This window comes from Shewanella sp. MEBiC00475 (assembly GCF_005234075.1).
Classification (GTDB): domain Bacteria; phylum Pseudomonadota; class Gammaproteobacteria; order Enterobacterales; family Shewanellaceae; genus Shewanella; species Shewanella polaris.
The window spans coordinates 974475-994486 of sequence record NZ_CP039928.1 but is presented as its reverse complement, the minus strand read 5'-3'; the positions used below and the strand labels follow the sequence as shown (position 1 = coordinate 994486).

Here is a 20012-nt window from a genome sequence, read left to right as displayed (position 1 = left end):
GGTTAATTAATCTAGCTATAGGGTTAATGTGCTTGGTATAAATCATGGATCAGTTCAGCATGAGATATCTGGTCTTGATGTAAAATGATAATACCATCACCTTTTAATTGGTTAACTGCGATAGCATGAGTATTAACAAGTGAAACGTTACCGCTAAAACTAGTATTAACAATAATGGGTAAATGACTGCGTGATTTCACCTCAACCAATCCGGCTAAATCGAGACTTAATTGCTCTGGGTGGGTAAAACTTCGCACACCAGATTCACATAATCCGAGTTGTTGATTACCGTAACTGAGCACTGTGTCGGCGGCATGTAACCAGTCATCGATACTGGCCATAGTGTTACGTTCTAATATTACGGGTAAATTAACTGAGCCAATTAACGTTAGCATGTCAGGGTTATACATTTGTTTGCCACTTAAAATCAACATGTCTGCTAATTGACTCGCAACAGCAAATTCTTGTTCTTGCTCTATTTGCATTACACATAATAATCCAGCTTGCTCTATGACTTGTGCATGTTGCTTTAATTGTTGTTCATTAAGTTGTTGTTTCAAATCATTTAGCACTATGGCTTGAAAGCCCGACTCTTTGATAATCTTAGCTTGGGCGGCTAGGTCTGTATTGTCTATCGGTAAGTTAACTTGTTGCAATGCGCTAAATTGTCCTGCACCTATTTGTAAGTGTTTACAGAATAATTGGGTATCTTGTGAATTGTAATCGCGCGAATGTTTAGCATGACTGATGGGTAATGGCTTGATTGGCTGTTGTTTCGAACTGTCAGGTTCAATCAATAACTGAGCTTGCGATAGTTGTGTTGGTTTCACTGTTTCACAAGGATAGCAGCCTAGGACTTTAATAAAACGGGTAAGTCGTTCGAGTTCTTTGATAGCTTGCTGGACTTCCGTGGTTGCTAAATTACCATCAATATCGAGATAAAACATCTCTTCCCATGGTGTACCAGGAATAGGGCGAGATTCTAGCTTACTCATATTTAAATTATGAGCTTTAAGAACCAATAGTGCTTCAACCAATGCGCCTGGTTTTTGTCCGGTCGCCATAATTAAAGTTGTTTTAGCCGGAAGCTGTGAAGGAACTGCAGAGGCTTTTCTGGCGACTACAATAAAGCGACTTTGGTTGATTTTTTGGTTTGCTAAACCTTGTTCAATTGCAATCAGATGATATAACGATCCGCCTTCAGCACTGCCAATTGCACCGACAGAGTTACAGTCAGCTTCAACGACTTTGGCCATAGCCTCTGCGCTACTGGAGCAATACTCGAGTTTAACATCAGGGTGCTGGCTTAAATAACGGCTACATTGACTGATTGGTTGTGGGTGAGCATAAATTGTTTTAATGTCTGCAAGTTTACTATCCGGTTTAGTCAGTAAACAATGTCCTACTTCAATAGTCGTTTCACCGACAATCGATAGCGTTGTATGTTGCAGCACATCATACACTTCGTTGATAGATCCTGATGAGGTATTCTCAATCGGCAAAAAGCCATAATCGGCATGACCTGATTCAACGGCATTAACGATGTCATCGAAACTTTTACAACCAAAATCCAGCATTTCGACTTGGCGACGTGAACAGTAACGGCTGGCTGCTAAATATGAGTAAGATCCTCTAGCACCTAAATATGCAACAGTATACTGCTGCTTTTGTGTGTCAGGGTTTGCTCTGCCATGCAAATAAGTTTGTTGAAATAAAACTGAATCTTCAATAATACTTTGATATAGAGAAATAACAAAGTGAGCATCGAGTCCTTGCTCACGCCCTTGTTGTACGAGTCTCTCTAGCAGTTCTTTTTCTCGTTGGGTGTCTCTAATCGGTCTAACATCAATTTCTTTACTACGTGCTACATTTAAGCTCAATTGGCGGCGTTTGGATAATAACGCTAACAAAGATTTATCCAGAGCAGTTATCTGTTCGCGAGTTTGATTTAACTCAGGTGGTTTTTGCATATTGACCTCAATGTAACGCTACATACTGTCTTACTGATATACAGCAGTGTTTATATGACAAAAAAGCCTCCCAGTTGGGAGGCTTTTGAATTTTCAGTTTCGTTTTTACACAGAAAATCCGCCTCCGAGGGTGGGCTGAATAAAAAAGAAAATAAAAAGGTTAAATAGTTTTTTGTTCATGACTTAAAACTAAAGCTCTGGCTGACGGCTGTCAATGTAATTTTACTCATCAAGGTGTTGTTTAGCTTATTATAGCTAAAAGAAAGCGCACCCTGAGGTGCGCTGGTTAGATATCAATAATTTCAAGCTGCTTTTTCCTCCTTATGCATACTCAAACTCGCTTTCCGAATCATCTGTTAATGATTCTCGGCGTTGAGCCTGGGGTTTATGGGTCAGGCGATTTAGCTGTTTCTCCAGCTTTTGTCCCATTGCAGTGATTGCTGCATATAGGTTTTCACTTTTTGCCTGGGCGAATAGCTCTCCACTAGGTAATCCAACTGAGGCCTCTATTTTAAACAACTGCTTTTCTTGAGTAATAATGATATGTGGGTTAATTAACTGTATATCATGTCGAGATAATTTTTCTAATCGTCCTTCAATACGTTCGCGAATAAGGGCAGTGACTTCAAGTTGTTTGCTAGTGATTTTCAGCATATTTGGAACCTTCTTGTTGTTTGCTTAAGTTCAGATTACCAAGGTTAACCATAAAAAGTGTGATCTAGATCATATTTTTTGTGGCTGTTGTTATCGAGTGCGGCTTATTTGATCGCTTAGACATTTTTCATCAAAAAGTGCCAAAATGTACTTGTATTACGGTTCAGATAGGCTCATATTTAGTTGGATAAGTCATTCCTAAATTAACTTTTTTACTGCTTGAATCCCCCATTTTACTACCCTTAAGTCCTGCTCTATAGGTGCAGCCTATTGAATATCTTCCTATGTCTATTAAATATTGCCTAAATTACCCACAAACTGATACTAGTGTGATTTAATTCATTTTTGTTTAGCTTATAATCTAACCATAGATAAAAAGATATGGGCTGATATTAATGAGTATAGATCAACAAAAAATAAAGGTGTGGGATATTCCTACCCGTTTATTTCATTGGGTAATGGTATGTCTGTTTGGTGGATTATGGTGGACTGCTGACATTGGAGAAATGCAATGGCATCAAGTATTGGCGTATCTATTAATGACGCTGATTGCTTTTAGATTAATTTGGGGTTTTGTTGGTAGTGAAACCGCCAAGTTTAGTGACTTTTTTGTTTCACCTAAAAAAGTGATTGCTTACGTAAAAGCTCAACCAAAACCAGTATCACTAGGCCATAATCCATTAGGTGGGTATATGGTGATAGCGTTGTTAAGCCTACTCGTGTTGCAGTTAATCACAGGGCTATTTGCCACTGATGATATTTTTACTGAAGGTCCATTAATGTATCTTGTATCGTCAGATACTGCAGGGTGGTTAACATGGCTGCATAAAACCAATTTTAACCTTATTCTCGGTTTGGCAGTGATCCATATTATTGCTGTAATAGCCTATGTCATAAAGGGCGACAATATCCTTAAGGCCATGTTTACTGGTTATAAATATGTTAGTGAGCAAGTGTCTTCTCCCAAGTTACGTTCACCTTGGATCGCGTTAGCAATAGGACTGGTCATTTTTGCGTTTATTTGGTGGTTGTTACTCGAACCTGTTGTCAGTTATTTATAATGTAAAGCTAATAAAAAAGCCCACATTTGTGGGCTTTAATCATTTTGCCACAGAACAGAGTAACCTCGAAATAGCCTGAAGCGGAAAACCAAACTAATTACTGCCCTATTCAAAAGCTTACCAAATTAGTCTTTTTTGTAAACGTCGTGACAACCTTTACAGCTTTTGCCCGTATTACCGAAAGCTTGTTTGATTTGGTTTTTATCGTTCGTTTTAGCTGCAACAACTAACGCAGCAGCATTAGTTTGAAATGTTGTCATTTTGCTATCAAAATCAGCTTTGTCTTGCCAAATTTTTGCTAAGGCTTCTGTGTCGCCTTTATCAGAACCGACAATAAAACCTTCATGTGGTATTTTTGATAATGCTGCAACATTTTCTGCACGAGTGCTGAATACTGCTGCATCAAAAGGTTTTTTACCTTTCATCATCGCAGCCATATCACCAAAGTTATAACCAATTAAGCTGAATGCAGCTTGGCGATATTCAATCGCATCAGCAGGTTCTTTAAAATTATTTGCAAACACAGCAGGGATAATCATTGTTGTTGCCGCAATGGCTAATAATATTTTTTTCATCGTCATCCTTCACTCTTTGTTGATGATACTGGTTCCATAAGCATTTTTAATCATGACACACATACTGTTATGAGAATAAATGTGTAATCAATCACACTTTATTCTACACAATTTTATTGCATATTTGCGATATGTTTTATCAGTTGCTTTCAATTTTACGGTTATATAATTCATTACAGCTTAAGTTAGGAGCATTTTTGCAAGTCGGGACAGTTCCTTGGTACACTTGTAATGTCTCGGCATTACTAAAAAGAGAAAAACAATGCGTGCCAACTGGAATCTAGTTGTAGAAAAAATATTAACTCATGCAAATGAAGATGATTTGTCTGTGTTGTTTCAATTGTTGCTGACAGAAGAAGAACGCAGTTCAGTTTCTGGGCGTTTACAGGTGTTTCAAACGTTATTGGCTGGGGAATTAAGTCAAAGACAAATTGCTGCAGATCATCAAGTCAGTATTGCAACTATTACACGATGTTCAAATTATTTAAAAAATATGCCTACCAATCAAAGAGAATTAGTTAAAAAATTAATCTTAGACTAGATAAGCGGTCATTGACATTGATCATGTCGATACAGAATGCTTTGATGTGCTTCCGAAAGTATGCTGAGTTTGCGTGTAGCAAGCCACAGTATTAGCTAATGCCCCGCGGTAGTCGGTGATGACGATAACTTAAACGCCTTAAGAACAGATATAAACCATAAGAGGTTAAACATAAAGCAAAGAGTGTGCTGGAATCTTTGGGGTAAAAACGATAAATACCCACAGCGGTTAAAACGTAAATAAAAGGTAATAAACCATAAAGCGTTTCAGGTATTAAACCTGACTTTCGTTTACGTTTTAGATCTGTTCGGCGGTTCCTAGATCGTAAGTTATAAATATGTGCACCATATAAGTACACCACAACAGAAGCAATAAGAGCATAATTGGGTTCTAGTAAAAAAATACTCACGCTGCCAACAATCATGTAAGTGAAAGGCAATAATTCGTATAGCGGTTTAATCAACATATGCACTCCGTCGCTATGTATTATTTATTCAATTGAAGGTCAATTAATGAGGATTATCACCCTTAGATCATCCTTAACTGTGATGACAATAAATCTGACTAATTGATGGAATTGGTATGATTAGCTTATGAACTATAACCTAAACAAAAAGGCACTGCCTAGTAACTAGACAGTGCCTTAAGATGTTTCAACCTTTTTACTGACAAACAGACATTTAAGAAATAACGAGTAACAGGTCTATTTATCGAATAAATAATGCGTTAACGCATTAACGGCAGCCACAACCGCCATTACCATCACAGCCAGGTTTTTCTGTGCCACATGATTCGTGATCATGGCCGTGTTCATGGCTACCACAACCGCCTTCGGCATGAATGTGACCATGAGACAGTTCTTCTGCTGTAGCTTCTCTTACCGCGATAACTTCAACACTGAAATGCAGTGTTTGACCTGCAAGAGGGTGGTTGCCATCAACAACAATGACATCGTCTTTCACTTCAGTTACTTGAACTGGGCGTTGACCCATTTCAGTTTCAGCAATAAAACGCATACCAGGAACGATGTCTTCTATATCGCCAAAGGCACTTACAGGCACTTCTTGCTTTAAATCAGGGTGATATTCGCCATAAGCCTGTTCAGCCGCGATCTTCGCCTCAATTTTTTCACCAGCAGTTTTACCTTCTAAAACTGATTCAAGTCCAGGAATTAAATTTTCAGTACCATGTAAGTAAACCATCGGTTCACTTTCAAATGAATTTTCAATAAGTACGCCTTGCTCATCAGATAAGCGGTAATGAATAGTGACCGCCGCATGTTTTGTAATTTTCATATCGCCTCCAATTGTGATGAAGATATGATAGCGTATTTTGCTATTGGACTGCGATGATAAACATCAGTTTTTGCTTATTCAATCACAGCTTTTTTTATTTTGTCTTATGCTGCAGGTTTTATCTAATCTCATGTTGAAAATAAATCATCAAAATGGTGGAGTAAATTGATAAAGCATTTATACCTTATCGATAAATTATTTATCGATAAGGTATTCATTATAATATTTTGCTTAATTTGTGACATCTACATGTATTTATTAATTTTTGTCGTTAGTTTTTATTAGGGTTACGTTAGCGTTAAAGTTAAATTCGGCTGTCAGTCTTGGCTGTTACAACATATTTTATGTTTTAATTATATTGAATATTTAAAAAATCAACTCAACATCTAAAATAACTAGAGAATAAACTGTAATGAGGGGTTGACAACCTTAGGTAAAAAAAGCAATTCTGTTAGCCAACGTGGAGTCAGCTATTTAATCTGATTAAATATTATCAGCAGTCAACATTTAATAAAACGAAGAGAATCATCAAATGTTTACCCTCTTGCTTGTTGTAATTACAACCATTACAACCACCACTATTACCATAGTGGGGGCGGGCTGATTACACCCTAAAAGATTTGCAAAAAAAGCCCGCTTCTAACAACTGAAGCGGGCTTTTTTGTTTTAATTCTGGTATTTGATTTTAATTTAATGTTGTCACTATATGAGTGGCAAGGAGAGCAACATGAAAGTAATGAAATTTGGTGGAACATCGTTGGCGAACTGGTCTCGTTTTTCGATGGCGGCAGACATTATTGCTGATACAGCTTCGACAGAATCTGTTGCTACGGTACTTTCTGCTCCTGCAACAGTAACCAATGCGCTGTTAGAGATGGTTGATATTGCTGTGAATCAACAGGACTATCAGCCAGTGTTAGACCACATCAATGGTGTATTTAATGGTTTATTTTCTGATGCTGCAACATCACTTATTACAGTCGCTCAACATACATTACTGGTTGATAAATTAGCTGCGCAAATGCAGGTTTGGAAAGATAAGCTTTATGGCATAAAGTTATTGGGCGAATGTCCTGATAGTGTTCGTGCTGAATTAGTGGTGACTGGCGAACGCTTATCAGCAGCATTAATGGAACAAGTTATGCTAGCAAAAGGCATAACATCAGCACAATTAGATCCAGTGGCCTTATTCTTAGCTCATGGACAGCCATTAGAGTCGGTAGTTGATATTGCCGTGAGCAAACCAAGGTTCGCTTTGTTGCCACTTGATCAGTTCCGAGTTTGGGTGATGCCTGGATTTACCGCTGCAGATGCGCATGGCAAAGTAGTGACATTAGGCCGTAACGGTTCTGACTATTCCGCTGCTGTTTTAGCGGCTTGTTTAGACGCTTCAAGTTGTGAAATTTGGACTGATGTTGATGGGGTTTACAATACCGATCCTCGTGTAGTAGCTGATGCTAAATTATTGTCGCAATTAAGCTATCAAGAAGCGATGGAGCTCTCTTACTTTGGCGCCAAAGTGTTGCACCCTAAAACGATTGCACCCATTGCCCAATATCAAATTCCTTGTTATATCAAAAACAGTTTTAATCCATCAGCTCCCGGCACATTGGTGTCTAATGATGATGATAAAACGGGTTTACAAGTTAAAGCAATTTCAAATCTAGACAATCAAACCATGTTTAACGTCTCTGGCCCAGGAATGAAAGGCATGGTCGGTATGGCAAGTCGGACTTTGGCGGTTATCTCTCGCAGTGGTATCTCGGTGTCGCTTATTACCCAAAGCTCATCTGAATACAGCATCAGTTTTTGTGTCTCAACCTCTCAAGCGAACAAAGCAAAATGGGCACTAGAGCAAGAATTTGAACTTGAGCTTAAAAGTGAATTACTTGAACCGATTGAATTGCGTCAAGATTTGGCGATCGTGTCTTTGATTGGCGATGGTATGAAAACTCACAAGGGAGTAGCGGCTAAATTTTTTACCGCACTAGCTAAGGCCAGCGTTAATATCATTGCTATTGCACAGGGATCATCAGAAAGATCAATTTCTACCGTTATTCAACAGAAAAAAACCAAGCATGCCATTGGTGCATGTCATCAAGCATTTTTCGATGTACAGCAATATCTAGATGTGTTTTTAGTCGGCAGTGGTAATGTCGGTGCTGGATTATTAGAGCAAATTAAACAACAAAGTGCGATGTTAAAAGAACAGCACATTAGTATTCGTGTATGTGGGATCGCTAATTCGAGTCAAATGTTATTAAACAGCGAAGGACTTGAACTGAATGAGTGGCAATCGTTATTGGCTGAAAAAGGTCAACCGTATGATTTAGCTCATTTACTGGAGTGGGGTCAAGAGCAACAATTGCTTAACCCTGTGTTAGTTGATTGTACTTCAAGTGAGTTGGTGTCAGATCGTTATCTTGATGTGATGAATGCCGGTTTCCATGTTGTCACACCTAACAAAAAATCAAACACTCGTGATTACGCTTACTATCAGGCATTGCGTCATACAGCATTAACTCAACGTCGCCAATTTTTGTATGAAACTACTGTTGGAGCGGGTTTGCCGGTTATCGACAACTTGAAAAAACTGATGTATGCCGGTGATAAACTCCATAAATTCAATGGTATTTTATCAGGTTCGCTATCGTATATTTTTGGAATGTTAGATGAAGGCATGAGCTTGTCGCAGGCGACGGCCATTGCTCGCGACAAGTGTTTTACCGAACCCGATCCTCGTGATGATCTTAGTGGTATGGATGTCGCACGTAAAGTCCTCATTTTAGCTCGTGAAGTTGGCCTGCCATTAGAGCTTGAAGACATTAATATTGAATCAGTATTGCCTGCTGACTTTGATGACTCTGGCGATGTAAACCAATTTATGGCAAATCTTCCTTCATTGGATGCTGAAATCTCAGCCCGAGTCGCAGCGGCCAAAGCCGAAGGCAAGGTATTGCGTTATGTAGGTCAAATTGAAGAGGGGCAATGTCATGTCAGAATTATTGAAGTGGATGCCTCCGACCCGTTATACAGTGTAAAAGGTGGCGAGAATGCCTTGGCATTTTATAGTCGTTATTATCAACCAATCCCTTTTGTGTTAAGAGGGTATGGTGCAGGTACTGATGTCACTGCTGCTGGAGCATTTGCTGACGTGTTAAGAACCCTAAACTGGACTCGTGAGGTTGGGTTATGAATCAAACATTAAAGATCAGTCAAGACATGCTTACAGTTTATGCCCCGGCATCGATGGGGAACGTTGGTGTTGGTTTTGACTTGTTGGGTGCTGCACTGGCGCCCGTTGATGGGTCTCTGTTGGGTGATAGAGTCATGATCGGCGCTGCGGCTAGCGGCATTGAATATAGTCAGACTGGCCCATGGGCACATAAATTACCGTCTGACGGAAAAGACAATATTGTCTATCAATGTGCAGAGTTCTTTTTAGATAAATTAAATAGACAAGATGGCGTAACAGTTTGTCTTGAAAAAAATCTTCCCGTAGGCAGTGGTTTAGGCTCAAGTGCTAGCTCGGTTGTTGCAGCGTTATATGCGTTGAATGAACATTTTGGTCAGCCATTTGACCAGCAAGCTTTATTAGCTTTAATGGGCGAGTTTGAAGGTAAAATATCGGGTAGTGTCCATTATGACAATGTGGCACCATGTTATCTAGGTGGCATGCAGTTAATGCTTAATGCCAGTAACAAAGCGTGTGCAACGATTCCTAGTTTTGATAATTGGTATTGGGTTATCGCTTATCCAGGTATTTCATTATCAACGGCTAAAATGCGTCAATTATTACCTGAACAGTATGACAAATCTGTTGCGATTGATTTTGGTCGTTATTTAAGTGCATTTGTACACGCGAGTTATCAGCAAGATGCTGCATTGGCAATTGAAATGCTGAAAGATGTTTTGGCCGAACCTTATCGGGCCTCTGCAATTCCGGGTTATACCGAAGCACGAACAGCATTAGCTGAATTAGGCATGTTGACTACCGGTATTTCTGGCAGTGGGCCAACATTGTTTAGTGTAACTGATGATTTAGCCACCGCAGAAAAAGCTAAAAACTGGCTAATGCAGCATTATATTTCTGAGCAAGGTGGTTTTTCCCATGTTTGTAAATTAGATAAACTTGGCACGCGCTGCGTGTAACGCTCATTTTTCGCATTATTTATATTGAAATTTAAAGGCAGTCGCAATGGAATTATATAATTTAAAACACCCATCGCAGGTGGTGAACTTCAGTCAAGCGGTTCAGCTTGGTTTAGGCAAAGACAGAGGATTGTTTTTTCCAAAATCCATTCCTGTAATAACTGATATTGATGCATTATTGGCATTGCCCTTTGCTGAGCGAAGTAAAAAAGTCCTAGGGGCTTGGTTAGCTGATGAATTAGGTCAGGAGAGTGTTGATAAGTTAGTTGATAAGGCGTTTACCTTTGATGTGCCGTTAGTTAAGGTTGATGACAAGCGTGCTTGCTTAGAACTTTTCCACGGACCGACTTTAGCGTTTAAAGATTTTGGTGCTCGGTTTATGGCGCAGTGTGTCAATTTACTTGCTGGCGATAGACAACTGACCATTTTGACCGCGACATCGGGTGACACTGGTGCTGCAGTCGCGGATGCATTTTATGGTTTGGATAACGTTAACGTGATGGTGTTATACCCAAAAGGTAAAATCAGCGAACTGCAAGAAAAGATGTTTACCACATTAGGTAAAAATATCCATACCGTAGCCGTTACATCTGACTTCGATGCTTGCCAGGAGCTAGTTAAACACGCTTTTGATGACAGTGATGTTCGCGATGGTTTAGCATTAAATTCAGCTAATTCAATTAATATAAGTCGTTTGTTAGCTCAGATTTGTTATTACTTTGAAGCGGTGGCGCAAGCTAAGCAAGCCGGACAAGATGAGATTGTTATGTCTGTACCCAGTGGTAATTTTGGTAACTTAACGGCGGGACTATTTGCTAAAGCGATGGGATTACCCATTAAACGCTTTATTGCAGCAACCAACAGTAATGATACCGTGCCGCGATATTTAATGGGGGGAGAATGGCAACCGCATAAAACAGTGGCAACCATGTCAAATGCCATGGATGTATCAGAGCCAAGTAATTGGCCTCGTGTTGAAGCCATTTGTACCCAAATGGGATGGCCTCTATCATTGGTGACAGGTGTTGCACTGTCTGAAGAAGATACTGCTAGATCATTAGCTTCACTTTATCAACAGGGCTACTTGTCAGAGCCTCATGCAGCGATTGCGGCTCATGCATTAACGCTTGGTCTAGTTGGTAATGAAACCGGAGTGTTTCTTGGTACAGCGCATCCTGCTAAGTTTAAGGATGTGGTTGACCGTGAGTTGGCGATTAATTTGCCATTGCCGCCTGAATTAGCTGCTGTTGAGCAAAAACAGATTTTGTCGGCACAGTTGCCAGCCGATTTTGAACAACTGAAAGCCCATATGTTTGCTGTATTAACATAATTAAGGCTACTAAACTACCTAACACCTTATGTCGCTTATCTTGATATAAGGTGTTTTTTTTAAATTCCAATATTATGATCTGGGTCATACCTCAAATTGTTTATACCAGTGTAGATTAGTAAATGGCATATTATTGGCTATTATTTAGACATAAATTCATTGGTAATGGGAGACGATTATGTTGCAACGTTTAATGCGCGATCATAAAAATATTGCCACTTTGTTAAATATTCTTTCAAATAAGTTGACTCGATTGGCTGAGGGGCAAGGAGTTGATTTCCATTTGGTTAGAGATATTGTTGAGTATATGCAGAGCTATGCTGAACATAGTCATCATCCATTAGAAGATATCATTTTTGATTACTACAGTAATAAAACGGGTCAGGCAAATTGTGGTCAATTGTATAACGAACATCATCGTTTAGCTGAAGCATCTGGCGCTTTAGTGTATAGCTTGAATATGATTCTATCTGATGTGGTGATTTCACGGGAAAAATTGATTAACGATCTGCAAGATTATATTAAACTACAGCTATCGCATATGCAGTATGAAGAGCGAGATGTTTTTCCAAATTTTGTTAAGGTATTCGATGATAGTGACTGGCAAAAAATCACTGTTTTATGCAAAAAACGGTTAATTGATGATCCGTTATTTAATGATAATGACAAAACGATTTTTGAAGATTTACGTGTTTATATTGAAAATGCGGACAAGAAATAATCCCATTGTTGTTTATGTTAATGGTTGTTGATTTTATTGCTAAGACTCAATAGTCTTGAACAAACAAAAAGAGCGCACTATGCGCTCTTTTACTGGATTTTATCGCTAAATGTTAACTGCGATGGAATTCAATTAAAGTATCAATGTATTGACGTCAAAATTGAATGAATCGTCAATATCTTGTAATTCCTTGAGTAAACGCTGCTTATCTTTGATGGCTTCAATTTCACGCCATTTGCGTTTTTTTGATGAGCTTTTTGAGCGGCTTGGTCTTTCAACAACTTCGTCTAGCGCACCACCATAGTCTAATCGATCCATGGTAACCTCCCTTGTTATTATGATGTCTCTGCATAAATAAGTATCATATTTCAACTATAGGTTGCAATACTTTAGTTTCATTTATGTTACTAATCGGTAACAGTTTGATGAATTTCTGCAGCGGTTTTAATATTCTATGATGCGTTTTTAAATGAATATTGAACATAAAAAAGCACCTTCAACAATTAATGCTAAAGGTGCTTTATCAACGGTTTTTCTCAAATGTGTTAACAGACCGCAGTTCGGGAGGGTAACAGTAATAAATTATCTGTTTATTCTGTATTGAGGTTAAGTATTAAAGCTGTCCCTTACGGTACAAATTGATCAGCGCATTACTTGATGAGTCTAACTGACTAGCCTCTTCTGGTGCCCCAATACGGTCTAATACGTCATTACCCAGCTGTTTACCTAGTTCAACGCCCCATTGATCAAATGAGTTAATTTGCCATATTGCACCTTGAACGAAGGTCCTATGTTCATATAACGCGATTAACGCACCTAATGTGCTCGGTGTCAGTTTGTCCATCAGTAGAGTATTACTCGGTTTATTACCTGGCATCGCTTTATGCTTGGCAATAAGTGCTATTTGAGCGGGTTCCAATGAACTATTATTTAGTTCAGCAAGTGCTTCATCATAAGTTCGACCCTGCATTAACGCTTGAGTTTGCCCAAAGCAGTTAGACGCAAGTTGATCATGATGTTTGCCCAGCGGATTATGGCTTTGCAATGGCATGATAAAATCAGCAGGAATCAGTGCTGTACCTTGATGTAATAATTGATGATAAGCATGTTGGCCATTGGTGCCTTCACCGCCCCAAATTACTGGGCCCGTGCTGTAATCAACGTCAGTACCATCTAAAGTCACTGACTTACCATTACTCTCCATGTCTAATTGCTGGAAATAAGCTGGTAGACCCCGCAAATAATGATCATAAGCTAAAATGACGTGTGCTTGAGAACCATGGAAATTGCTATATAACACCGATAGCATTGCCATGATCACGGGCATGTTTTGTTCAATAGGCGTGTTAGTAAAATGCTCATCCATTTGATGTGCACCATCTAACAAGTCTTTAAAGTTATCCATGCCAATAAGTAGCGCTATTGGTAGACCAATGGCTGACCACAACGAATAACGTCCACCAACCCAATCCCACATTGGGAATATGTTGTTAGCGTCCATACCAAACTCTGTTGCCTTAGCCACATTTGACGTTACTGCCACAAAATGTTTAGCAACATCTTGTTGGCTTGCTCCTTGGGCTAAAAACCAGTCTTTGGCACTGAGTGTATTTGTGAGCGTCTCTTGAGTGTTGAAGGATTTTGACGACATAATAAACAATGTTGTTTCAGCATTGAGATTTTTTAACTTTTCACAAAGAGAGGTTGCATCAACGTTAGCGACAAAATGGCAGTTAAGCCCACCTTGCCAATAGGGTTTTAGTGCTTGTGAAACAATTTTTGGTCCAAGAAACGAACCACCAATTCCAATACTCACTATGTCTGTGATCGCTTTACCGGTATAACCTTTCCAATTGCCAGATTGTACTGAATCAACAAATTTAGCCATTTTAGCCAATGTTTGTTGTATTTCAGGAACGATATTCACGCCTTCAGCAATAATTGTTTGAGTGGCTTTACTGCGTAATGCAGTATGCAATACAGCTCGCTGTTCAGTGTTGTTTATCATATCACCATTGAACATCGCGGTGATTTTTTCACTTAATTTGGCTTCTTTAGCCAGCGAAAATAGTAGCTTAAGTGTTTCATCGTTCACACGGTTTTTAGAATAATCTAAAAACAGACCACAAGCCGTAACACTCATTTGTTCAAAACGTTGTGGGTTTTGAGAAAATAATTCACGCATGTGAGGTAATTGACTTGTATGGGTTTGAAGCGCTTTCCAAGTCGTACTTTGAGTCAGTGTCGTCACGAGTAAAACCTCCAACTAGCTTAATTTTGCTGTTAACATTACTTCTAGTTTGCCTTGGTCGATGGCAAAATTACGAATACCTTCGGCTAATTTATCAACTGCCATTGGGTCTTCATTAAACGCCCAACGAAATTGTGATTCAGTCATTGGTGTTGGCGCACTATGTGTTGCTGTAGTAGCAATCAATTTCTGACTGATTTTGACATCAGTGTTAGCCAATTCTTCTAACAATGCAGGGCCAATGGTTAGACGATCACAACCCGCTAGCTCAATAATCTCTCCAATACTTCTGAAACTTGCGCCCATTACTACAGTGCTATAGCCATGCTGCTTATAATAGTTGTAGATTTCAGTAACTGATACCACCCCTGGATCGTTTTCTGCAGTATATTCTTGACCAGTATCTTTTTTATACCAATCTAAGATACGACCAACAAAAGGTGAAATCAGGTATACCCCCGCTTCAGCACAAGCTCTTGCTTGAGCGAAACTAAACAGTAAAGTTAGGTTACAGTTGATACCAGCTTGTTCAAGTTCTTTAGCCGCGCAAATACCTTCCCAAGTTGAAGCCAATTTAATCAGTATCCGTGATTTATCAATTCCAGCTTCTTGGTACAATTTGATTAGCTTGTGGGCCTTATCAATTGAGCGTTGTTTATCAAATGATAAGCGAGCATCGACTTCAGTTGAAATTCTGCCCGGTACGAGCTTTAAAATTTCTGCACCAATATTCACAGCAAGTTTGTCACCCGCATCTTCAATTTGTTGCTCAATATTGTTGCTTTGAGTTTTGGCCCATTCAACTGCATTCTCAATAAGGAAAGCATACTCAGGGATCTGAGAGGCTTTTAGAATAAGTGATGGATTAGTTGTAGCATCTTCTGGCTGGTAACGTTTAATCGCTTCTATGTCGCCAGTATCAGCAACTATGGTTGTGAATGATTTGAGTTGCGCGAGTGTGTTGGCCATGGGGATTTCCTCTCGATAAGCAGTGAATATAGATCAATATCTTTATTAGAAGCGATTTTAGGGATTATTCCAACTTTATTTGTAAAAAAATTACGAAAAAAGCGGTTATTTTTACTTATTTAACGCCATTATTGTTGCTAAAAAGACAGAATAGATTAATGAAGTAGAAAGTGACTTGCAATATTATGTCCGCAAGGTCAATGACAGTCGCATTTAGATTCAGTTTAGGTTGTTCTGAAAATAAAAAAGCCGCTGCAAGCAGCGACTTTTAAAGTGTAGCGTATTATTGTGACAATTAACGCATTACAGGACGTTTTTCAGTACCAGTAACAACTGCTTCAATACGACGGTTCACACGGTTAGCTTCAGCTGAGCTACCTTGCATAACTGGTTTAGTTATACCGTAACCAACAGAATTGATACGGCTCATGCTAATGCCATACTTTTTGTTTAGTGCATTTGCAACCGCTACCGCACGACGCTCAGAAAGCTTCATGTTGTATGCCGCTTTACCTACGTTAGACGCATGGCCTTGAATAGATACAGTGTGTTGCGGGTATTTATTTAAATGATCAGCAAGTTTTTCTAAATCAGCAAATGAACCAGAACGAATATCAGCTGAATCATTAGCAAATAAAATACCACCTAAGTCATACTTAGTTGTAACGTTTTCATAAACAGTACAACCAGTCGCATCAACTTTATGAGTTGATGGAGTGTCTAGACATTTGTCGATGTTGTTTGTTACGCCATCTTTATCATCATCACCAAGAGCAACAACAACTGGTGCAACAACTGGAGCGGCAACAGGAGCTGGAGTACTAGCACCAAAACGGTAGCTTAGTTCAAGACCCCAATAGTTGCTTTCCATTGAAAGTGTGTTCCACTTTTCTTCGTCAAGATTTTCATAACGACGATATTTAGCTTGTAACTTTAAATTGTCAGTAAAGTTATAGCCAACACCTGCACCAAGGTATGGTGCAATACCGCTATCACTGTAATATTCAGTGTTGTATTCTTTTTTGTTCGAGATTAGGTAGTTAAATGCACCAGCTTCAGCTGATAAACTCCACTTGTCTGCAAGAGGATAAAACCCTACAAAACCTAATGACATACCGCGAGCGCCAACATCATTGCGTTTGTCTGAATAATCAGTCCATTCAGCACGGCCAAGGTCACGATAACCTAATTCAATACCAACATATTCGTTAAATAAATAACCACCAAATACGTCCCAAGCATATGGATCATCTTCACCACATACTTTCATGGTTTTTTGGTCACAATTTGGTTCATAGTTATTGACGCCTAAACCTGCACCAACATACCAAGGCGTTAGTTCTTCTGCAGCAGAAGCAGCAAAAGGCAACATAGATGTGAGTAATACTACTTTTAATGTGTTCTTCATCATATTTAAGTCCATTGTTATTTTACTCCACCATTTATGCATGTAACGGAGTTGTTATAGTCATGCATTGCTGACACTTAATGTGGTGTTCCTTTGTATTTTAGCCAGCGGCGCAATTATGGTCGGTAATTAGATGTTTTTCCATAGTAAAAAGATTAATTTTTAGTAATGGTCAATAAAATGTCATCGTTAAAAAGTTGGCGTTAATTCAGAAAATCTAATTAAAACATGGCGTAAACATTTTTTTTTGAATTTAAAATAAATGGTCGGAAATTGCTAATATAATCGTTATATTTAACAAGTTAGTGAAATATAGACTAAATATGCAACATTTTGAGTGAATTAAAACAAAAAAATACGCCCTAAAGGCGTATTTTTGTTAACGGAAAGTATCTAATTAACGAGTCCATATCCAGTTTTCGATTTCTTCTGGATCCACACCGTGTGCTTTGATGTAGTTTTTATGGTCAACCAAGCGTTGCAGCATGTCGGTGGTGATAGTCACATGTTGTGATTCATCAATAACGCCTTGCTGGAATAACTTGTATGCCATATCGATAACGAGATGGTAGCGAGAAGTACCATTACGTACACCCATATCAAATGGTGTAGTCGTTGAACCTTCTTCTTCATAACCTTTAATACGGAAGCGACGGTTACCTTTATAATCAAATACCAGTTTTTTGATAGTATTTGGGTAACCATGGTAGTTAAATACAACACCTTTATCTTCAGTGAAGACTTCATCCATCATCCAAGGCTTGCTTTGGAATTTAATACTACCTAAGCCGTCACTATGAAGTTCTGATACGCTCACAAAACGAATACGTACTCTAGGTAAAATTTCACGAATAAGTACTAGTGAAGCCATACATTCTTGAGTGGCGTAATCACCACAACCTGCAAGTACAACATCTGGATTTTCGTCAGAAGCAAAATCCCATATCATTACACCATCTTTACTTTGCTTACGGGCTTCATCTAATGATAACCATTGTGGCAATGATTTTTTACCGGCAACGATGATATTAAGTTTATCTCGGTCAGCATAAGCTCGTTCAGTATAAACCAAGGTGCTGTTAGCATCTGCAGGTAAATAAGCTGAAATAATGTCTGGATGTTTTTCTAACATTGCGCCTAAGAAAGACGGATTCTGGTGAGAATAACCGTTGTGATCTTGACGCTCTAATAGTGATGACAACACAATGTTACATGCAGGAATTGGCTTACGGAAATGAATCCCTTGACTTGCATGAACGTATTTACAGTATTGATCAGCCATTGAGGACACTACCTGTGAGAACGATTCGTAGGTAGGGAACATGCCATGTCGGCCTGTTACTGTGTAGCCGTGTAACATACCAAATAACAAGTTTTCAGATAACAGTTCAATAACACGGCCATCACGAGACATATCTTGGTCCCAGCTTTCGATTGGCCATTGCCATGCGCGGTCAGTTTCTTCAAACACTGCTTGTAGCTGGTTAGAATAAGTTTCATCAGGGCTGAAAATACGTAGATTACGTTGATCACGGTTTAGTTTGAATGCATCACGCATCCATTCACCCATTTTCAACATCGAGAAACCACGTTGGCCGCGATGTATTTCAGAACCATAACCTAATTTACTTAAGTCAGGGTTTGCTAAAGCACGAACCACTTCTCCGCCGTAGCTTAGGCGTTGACGACCACAACATAAATCTTTTGGTGGCATTAATGATAAAATGTCTTTATCAAATACAAGTTCGCCACTTTCAGTTGTTTGTACTAGTTCATCGAATTTATAGCTTGCTAACCATTTATCAAGCGCTTCAAGGTGGCCCTTATCTTTAGCACAATTGCTCACTATAACCTGGTGAGACTCACAGTTACCGGCTAGTTTTTTTCCATCATATTCAGCGGTACCAGTCCAACCTTTGGCTGTTCTCATTAAGATAACTGGCCAGCGAGGCTTGACGACATCTTCGCCAGAACGAGCACGGCGTTGAATATCGTTAATCATGTCATATGACAAGTCCATTGCAGCGGTCATTTGTTCAAAAATATCGGTTTCCATTTCATCATCAACGATGATTGGGTGATAACCAAGACCACGGAACTCTAAATCCAGTTCTTCATGACTCATACGTCCCATACGGGTAGGGCCAGAAATTTTGTAACCGTTAATATGTACTATTGGTAACACAGCACCGTTGTTATTCGGTGAGACTAAACGGTTTGCATACCAAGATGCAGCTAATGGACCTGTTTCTGCTTCGCCGTCACCGATTAAGCAGGCAGCAATAAGATTTGGATTATCAAGTACAGAACCCCATGCTACAGACAGTGAATAACCAAGTTCACCACCTTCTAAGATTTGACCTGGCGCTTCTGGGTTTGCATGTGATGGATAACCATAAGCCGCTGAGAATTTTTTACAGATATCTTCGATACCAGTTTCTGTATAAGGAATCGTTTCTGGGTAAAAATGGCTTAACGAACCTTCAACAAATAAGTTAGCTTGCACGGCAGGGAAACCATGACCAGGGCCTACAAGGTAAATAAATTCACGCTTATGTTTAACGATTAGACGGTTAATGTTTGCGTAGACAAAGTTAATTCCAGGACAAGTCCCCCAATGACCTAGTAGGCGAGGCTTGATATCAGTATGTTGTAAAGGGCGCTTGTAAAGTACGTTTTGCTTGAGATAAATCTGCGATGTCGCAAGGAAATTCGTAGCTCTTACGTATTTTTTTAGCGCGATTATTTCATTTGAATTAGTCATTATGACCTCGGTTTAAAGTAAAAATAATAATTAATTAACTTTCTTTGAGAACACAGTATCTGTAATTTTGTTACAATAATGTGGCCTTTATCTAATTTTGATCAATGCTTTTTCATTGAAATAGCATTTCTGGTCCATTAATCAGTAATTGATTGAAACTTAATAACGATTTACAATGATTTAAAAATAGATTGTCAACATCAAATTGGTAAAGCGTGATTTGTGTCGCTTATGGTTTTCTGTTTAATTTGTGTTACTTCAAAGTATTATTTACTTTGATAATGTCTATCGTTGTTAATGTAACTTACGTATTCACTGTTA

At 39.0% G+C, this 20012-nt stretch carries 16 protein-coding genes and 2 other annotated features; of the genes, 6 read left to right on the top strand and 10 right to left on the bottom strand.

Translation table 11 applies throughout. The features are described from left to right. Nucleotides 1-23: 23 nt before the first annotated feature. A complete protein-coding gene (locus FCN25_RS04280; RefSeq protein WP_137222283.1) occupies nucleotides 24-1970 on the bottom strand; it encodes a chorismate mutase in 1947 nt (648 codons plus the stop codon). Between the two features lie 56 nt (nucleotides 1971-2026). Further along, nucleotides 2027-2148: a sequence feature (Phe leader region), on the bottom strand. 143 nt (nucleotides 2149-2291) lie between these two features. Continuing rightward, nucleotides 2292-2624 carry a ribosome-associated translation inhibitor RaiA gene (raiA, locus tag FCN25_RS04275; RefSeq protein WP_137222281.1) on the bottom strand — a complete coding sequence of 111 codons (333 nt, stop codon included), beginning with the start codon at nucleotides 2622-2624 and terminating at the stop codon, nucleotides 2292-2294. 395 nt (nucleotides 2625-3019) lie between these two features. On the opposite strand from raiA, the gene FCN25_RS04270 reads away from it, so the two are divergent. Then, entirely contained in the window at nucleotides 3020-3685 is a 666-nt protein-coding gene (locus FCN25_RS04270; RefSeq protein WP_137222279.1) for a cytochrome b/b6 domain-containing protein, read from the top strand. A gap of 125 nt (nucleotides 3686-3810) precedes the next feature. Here FCN25_RS04270 and FCN25_RS04265 read toward each other — a convergent pair whose 3' ends face one another. Next, the gene (locus tag FCN25_RS04265; RefSeq protein WP_137222277.1) at nucleotides 3811-4260 is read right to left on the bottom strand and encodes a cytochrome c; all 450 of its coding nucleotides are present in this window, start codon (nucleotides 4258-4260) and stop codon (nucleotides 3811-3813) included. 262 nt (nucleotides 4261-4522) lie between these two features. On the opposite strand from FCN25_RS04265, the gene trpR reads away from it, so the two are divergent. Next, nucleotides 4523-4801 (top strand): trp operon repressor, encoded by a 279-nt coding sequence (trpR, locus tag FCN25_RS04260; protein WP_137222275.1) that lies wholly within the window; start codon nucleotides 4523-4525, stop codon nucleotides 4799-4801. A 91-nt stretch (nucleotides 4802-4892) separates the two neighbouring features. Here the strand turns inward: trpR and FCN25_RS04255 are convergent, their stop codons facing one another. After that, nucleotides 4893-5267 (bottom strand): hypothetical protein, encoded by a 375-nt coding sequence (locus FCN25_RS04255; RefSeq protein ID WP_137222273.1) that lies wholly within the window; start codon nucleotides 5265-5267, stop codon nucleotides 4893-4895. Nucleotides 5268-5535: 268 nt separating this feature from the next. Further along, complete coding sequence (gene slyD, locus FCN25_RS04250; protein ID WP_137222270.1) at nucleotides 5536-6096, bottom strand: peptidylprolyl isomerase; 561 nt, start codon at nucleotides 6094-6096, stop codon at nucleotides 5536-5538. A gap of 548 nt (nucleotides 6097-6644) precedes the next feature. Beyond that, nucleotides 6645-6762 (top strand) — a sequence feature (Thr leader region). Between the two features lie 61 nt (nucleotides 6763-6823). Between slyD and thrA the strand changes: the two genes are divergently transcribed. From thrA to FCN25_RS04230, 4 genes are all read left to right on the top strand, one after another. Then, the gene (thrA, locus tag FCN25_RS04245) at nucleotides 6824-9292 is read left to right on the top strand and encodes a bifunctional aspartate kinase/homoserine dehydrogenase I (protein ID WP_137222268.1); all 2469 of its coding nucleotides are present in this window, start codon (nucleotides 6824-6826) and stop codon (nucleotides 9290-9292) included. Further along, nucleotides 9289-10248, top strand: a complete 960-nt coding sequence (thrB, locus tag FCN25_RS04240; RefSeq protein WP_175405823.1) for a homoserine kinase — start codon at nucleotides 9289-9291, stop codon at nucleotides 10246-10248. The genes thrA and thrB overlap by 4 nt, the downstream gene beginning before the upstream one ends. A 46-nt stretch (nucleotides 10249-10294) precedes the next feature. Continuing rightward, complete coding sequence (gene thrC / locus FCN25_RS04235; RefSeq protein WP_137222266.1) at nucleotides 10295-11578, top strand: threonine synthase; 1284 nt, start codon at nucleotides 10295-10297, stop codon at nucleotides 11576-11578. A gap of 178 nt (nucleotides 11579-11756) precedes the next feature. Beyond that, nucleotides 11757-12299, top strand: a complete 543-nt coding sequence (locus tag FCN25_RS04230) for a hemerythrin domain-containing protein (RefSeq protein WP_137222264.1) — start codon at nucleotides 11757-11759, stop codon at nucleotides 12297-12299. A gap of 132 nt (nucleotides 12300-12431) precedes the next feature. Here FCN25_RS04230 and FCN25_RS04225 read toward each other — a convergent pair whose 3' ends face one another. The 5 genes from FCN25_RS04225 to FCN25_RS04205 all read right to left on the bottom strand — a co-directional run bounded on the left by FCN25_RS04225 (nucleotide 12432) and on the right by FCN25_RS04205 (nucleotide 19691). Further along, the gene (locus FCN25_RS04225) at nucleotides 12432-12617 is read right to left on the bottom strand and encodes a DUF3545 family protein (protein ID WP_137222261.1); all 186 of its coding nucleotides are present in this window, start codon (nucleotides 12615-12617) and stop codon (nucleotides 12432-12434) included. 295 nt (nucleotides 12618-12912) lie between these two features. After that, nucleotides 12913-14550 carry a glucose-6-phosphate isomerase gene (gene pgi, locus FCN25_RS04220; RefSeq protein ID WP_137222259.1) on the bottom strand — a complete coding sequence of 546 codons (1638 nt, stop codon included), beginning with the start codon at nucleotides 14548-14550 and terminating at the stop codon, nucleotides 12913-12915. A 15-nt stretch (nucleotides 14551-14565) separates the two neighbouring features. Beyond that, nucleotides 14566-15519: a transaldolase gene (gene tal, locus FCN25_RS04215; RefSeq protein WP_137222257.1), complete on the bottom strand. Its 954-nt coding sequence runs from the start codon at nucleotides 15517-15519 to the stop codon at nucleotides 14566-14568. 295 nt (nucleotides 15520-15814) lie between these two features. Continuing rightward, complete coding sequence (locus tag FCN25_RS04210) at nucleotides 15815-16930, bottom strand: OmpA family protein (protein WP_137222255.1); 1116 nt, start codon at nucleotides 16928-16930, stop codon at nucleotides 15815-15817. A 394-nt stretch (nucleotides 16931-17324) separates the two neighbouring features. After that, the gene (locus FCN25_RS04205; RefSeq protein WP_137222253.1) at nucleotides 17325-19691 is read right to left on the bottom strand and encodes a phosphoketolase family protein; all 2367 of its coding nucleotides are present in this window, start codon (nucleotides 19689-19691) and stop codon (nucleotides 17325-17327) included. Between the last annotated feature and the right edge of the window lie 321 nt (nucleotides 19692-20012).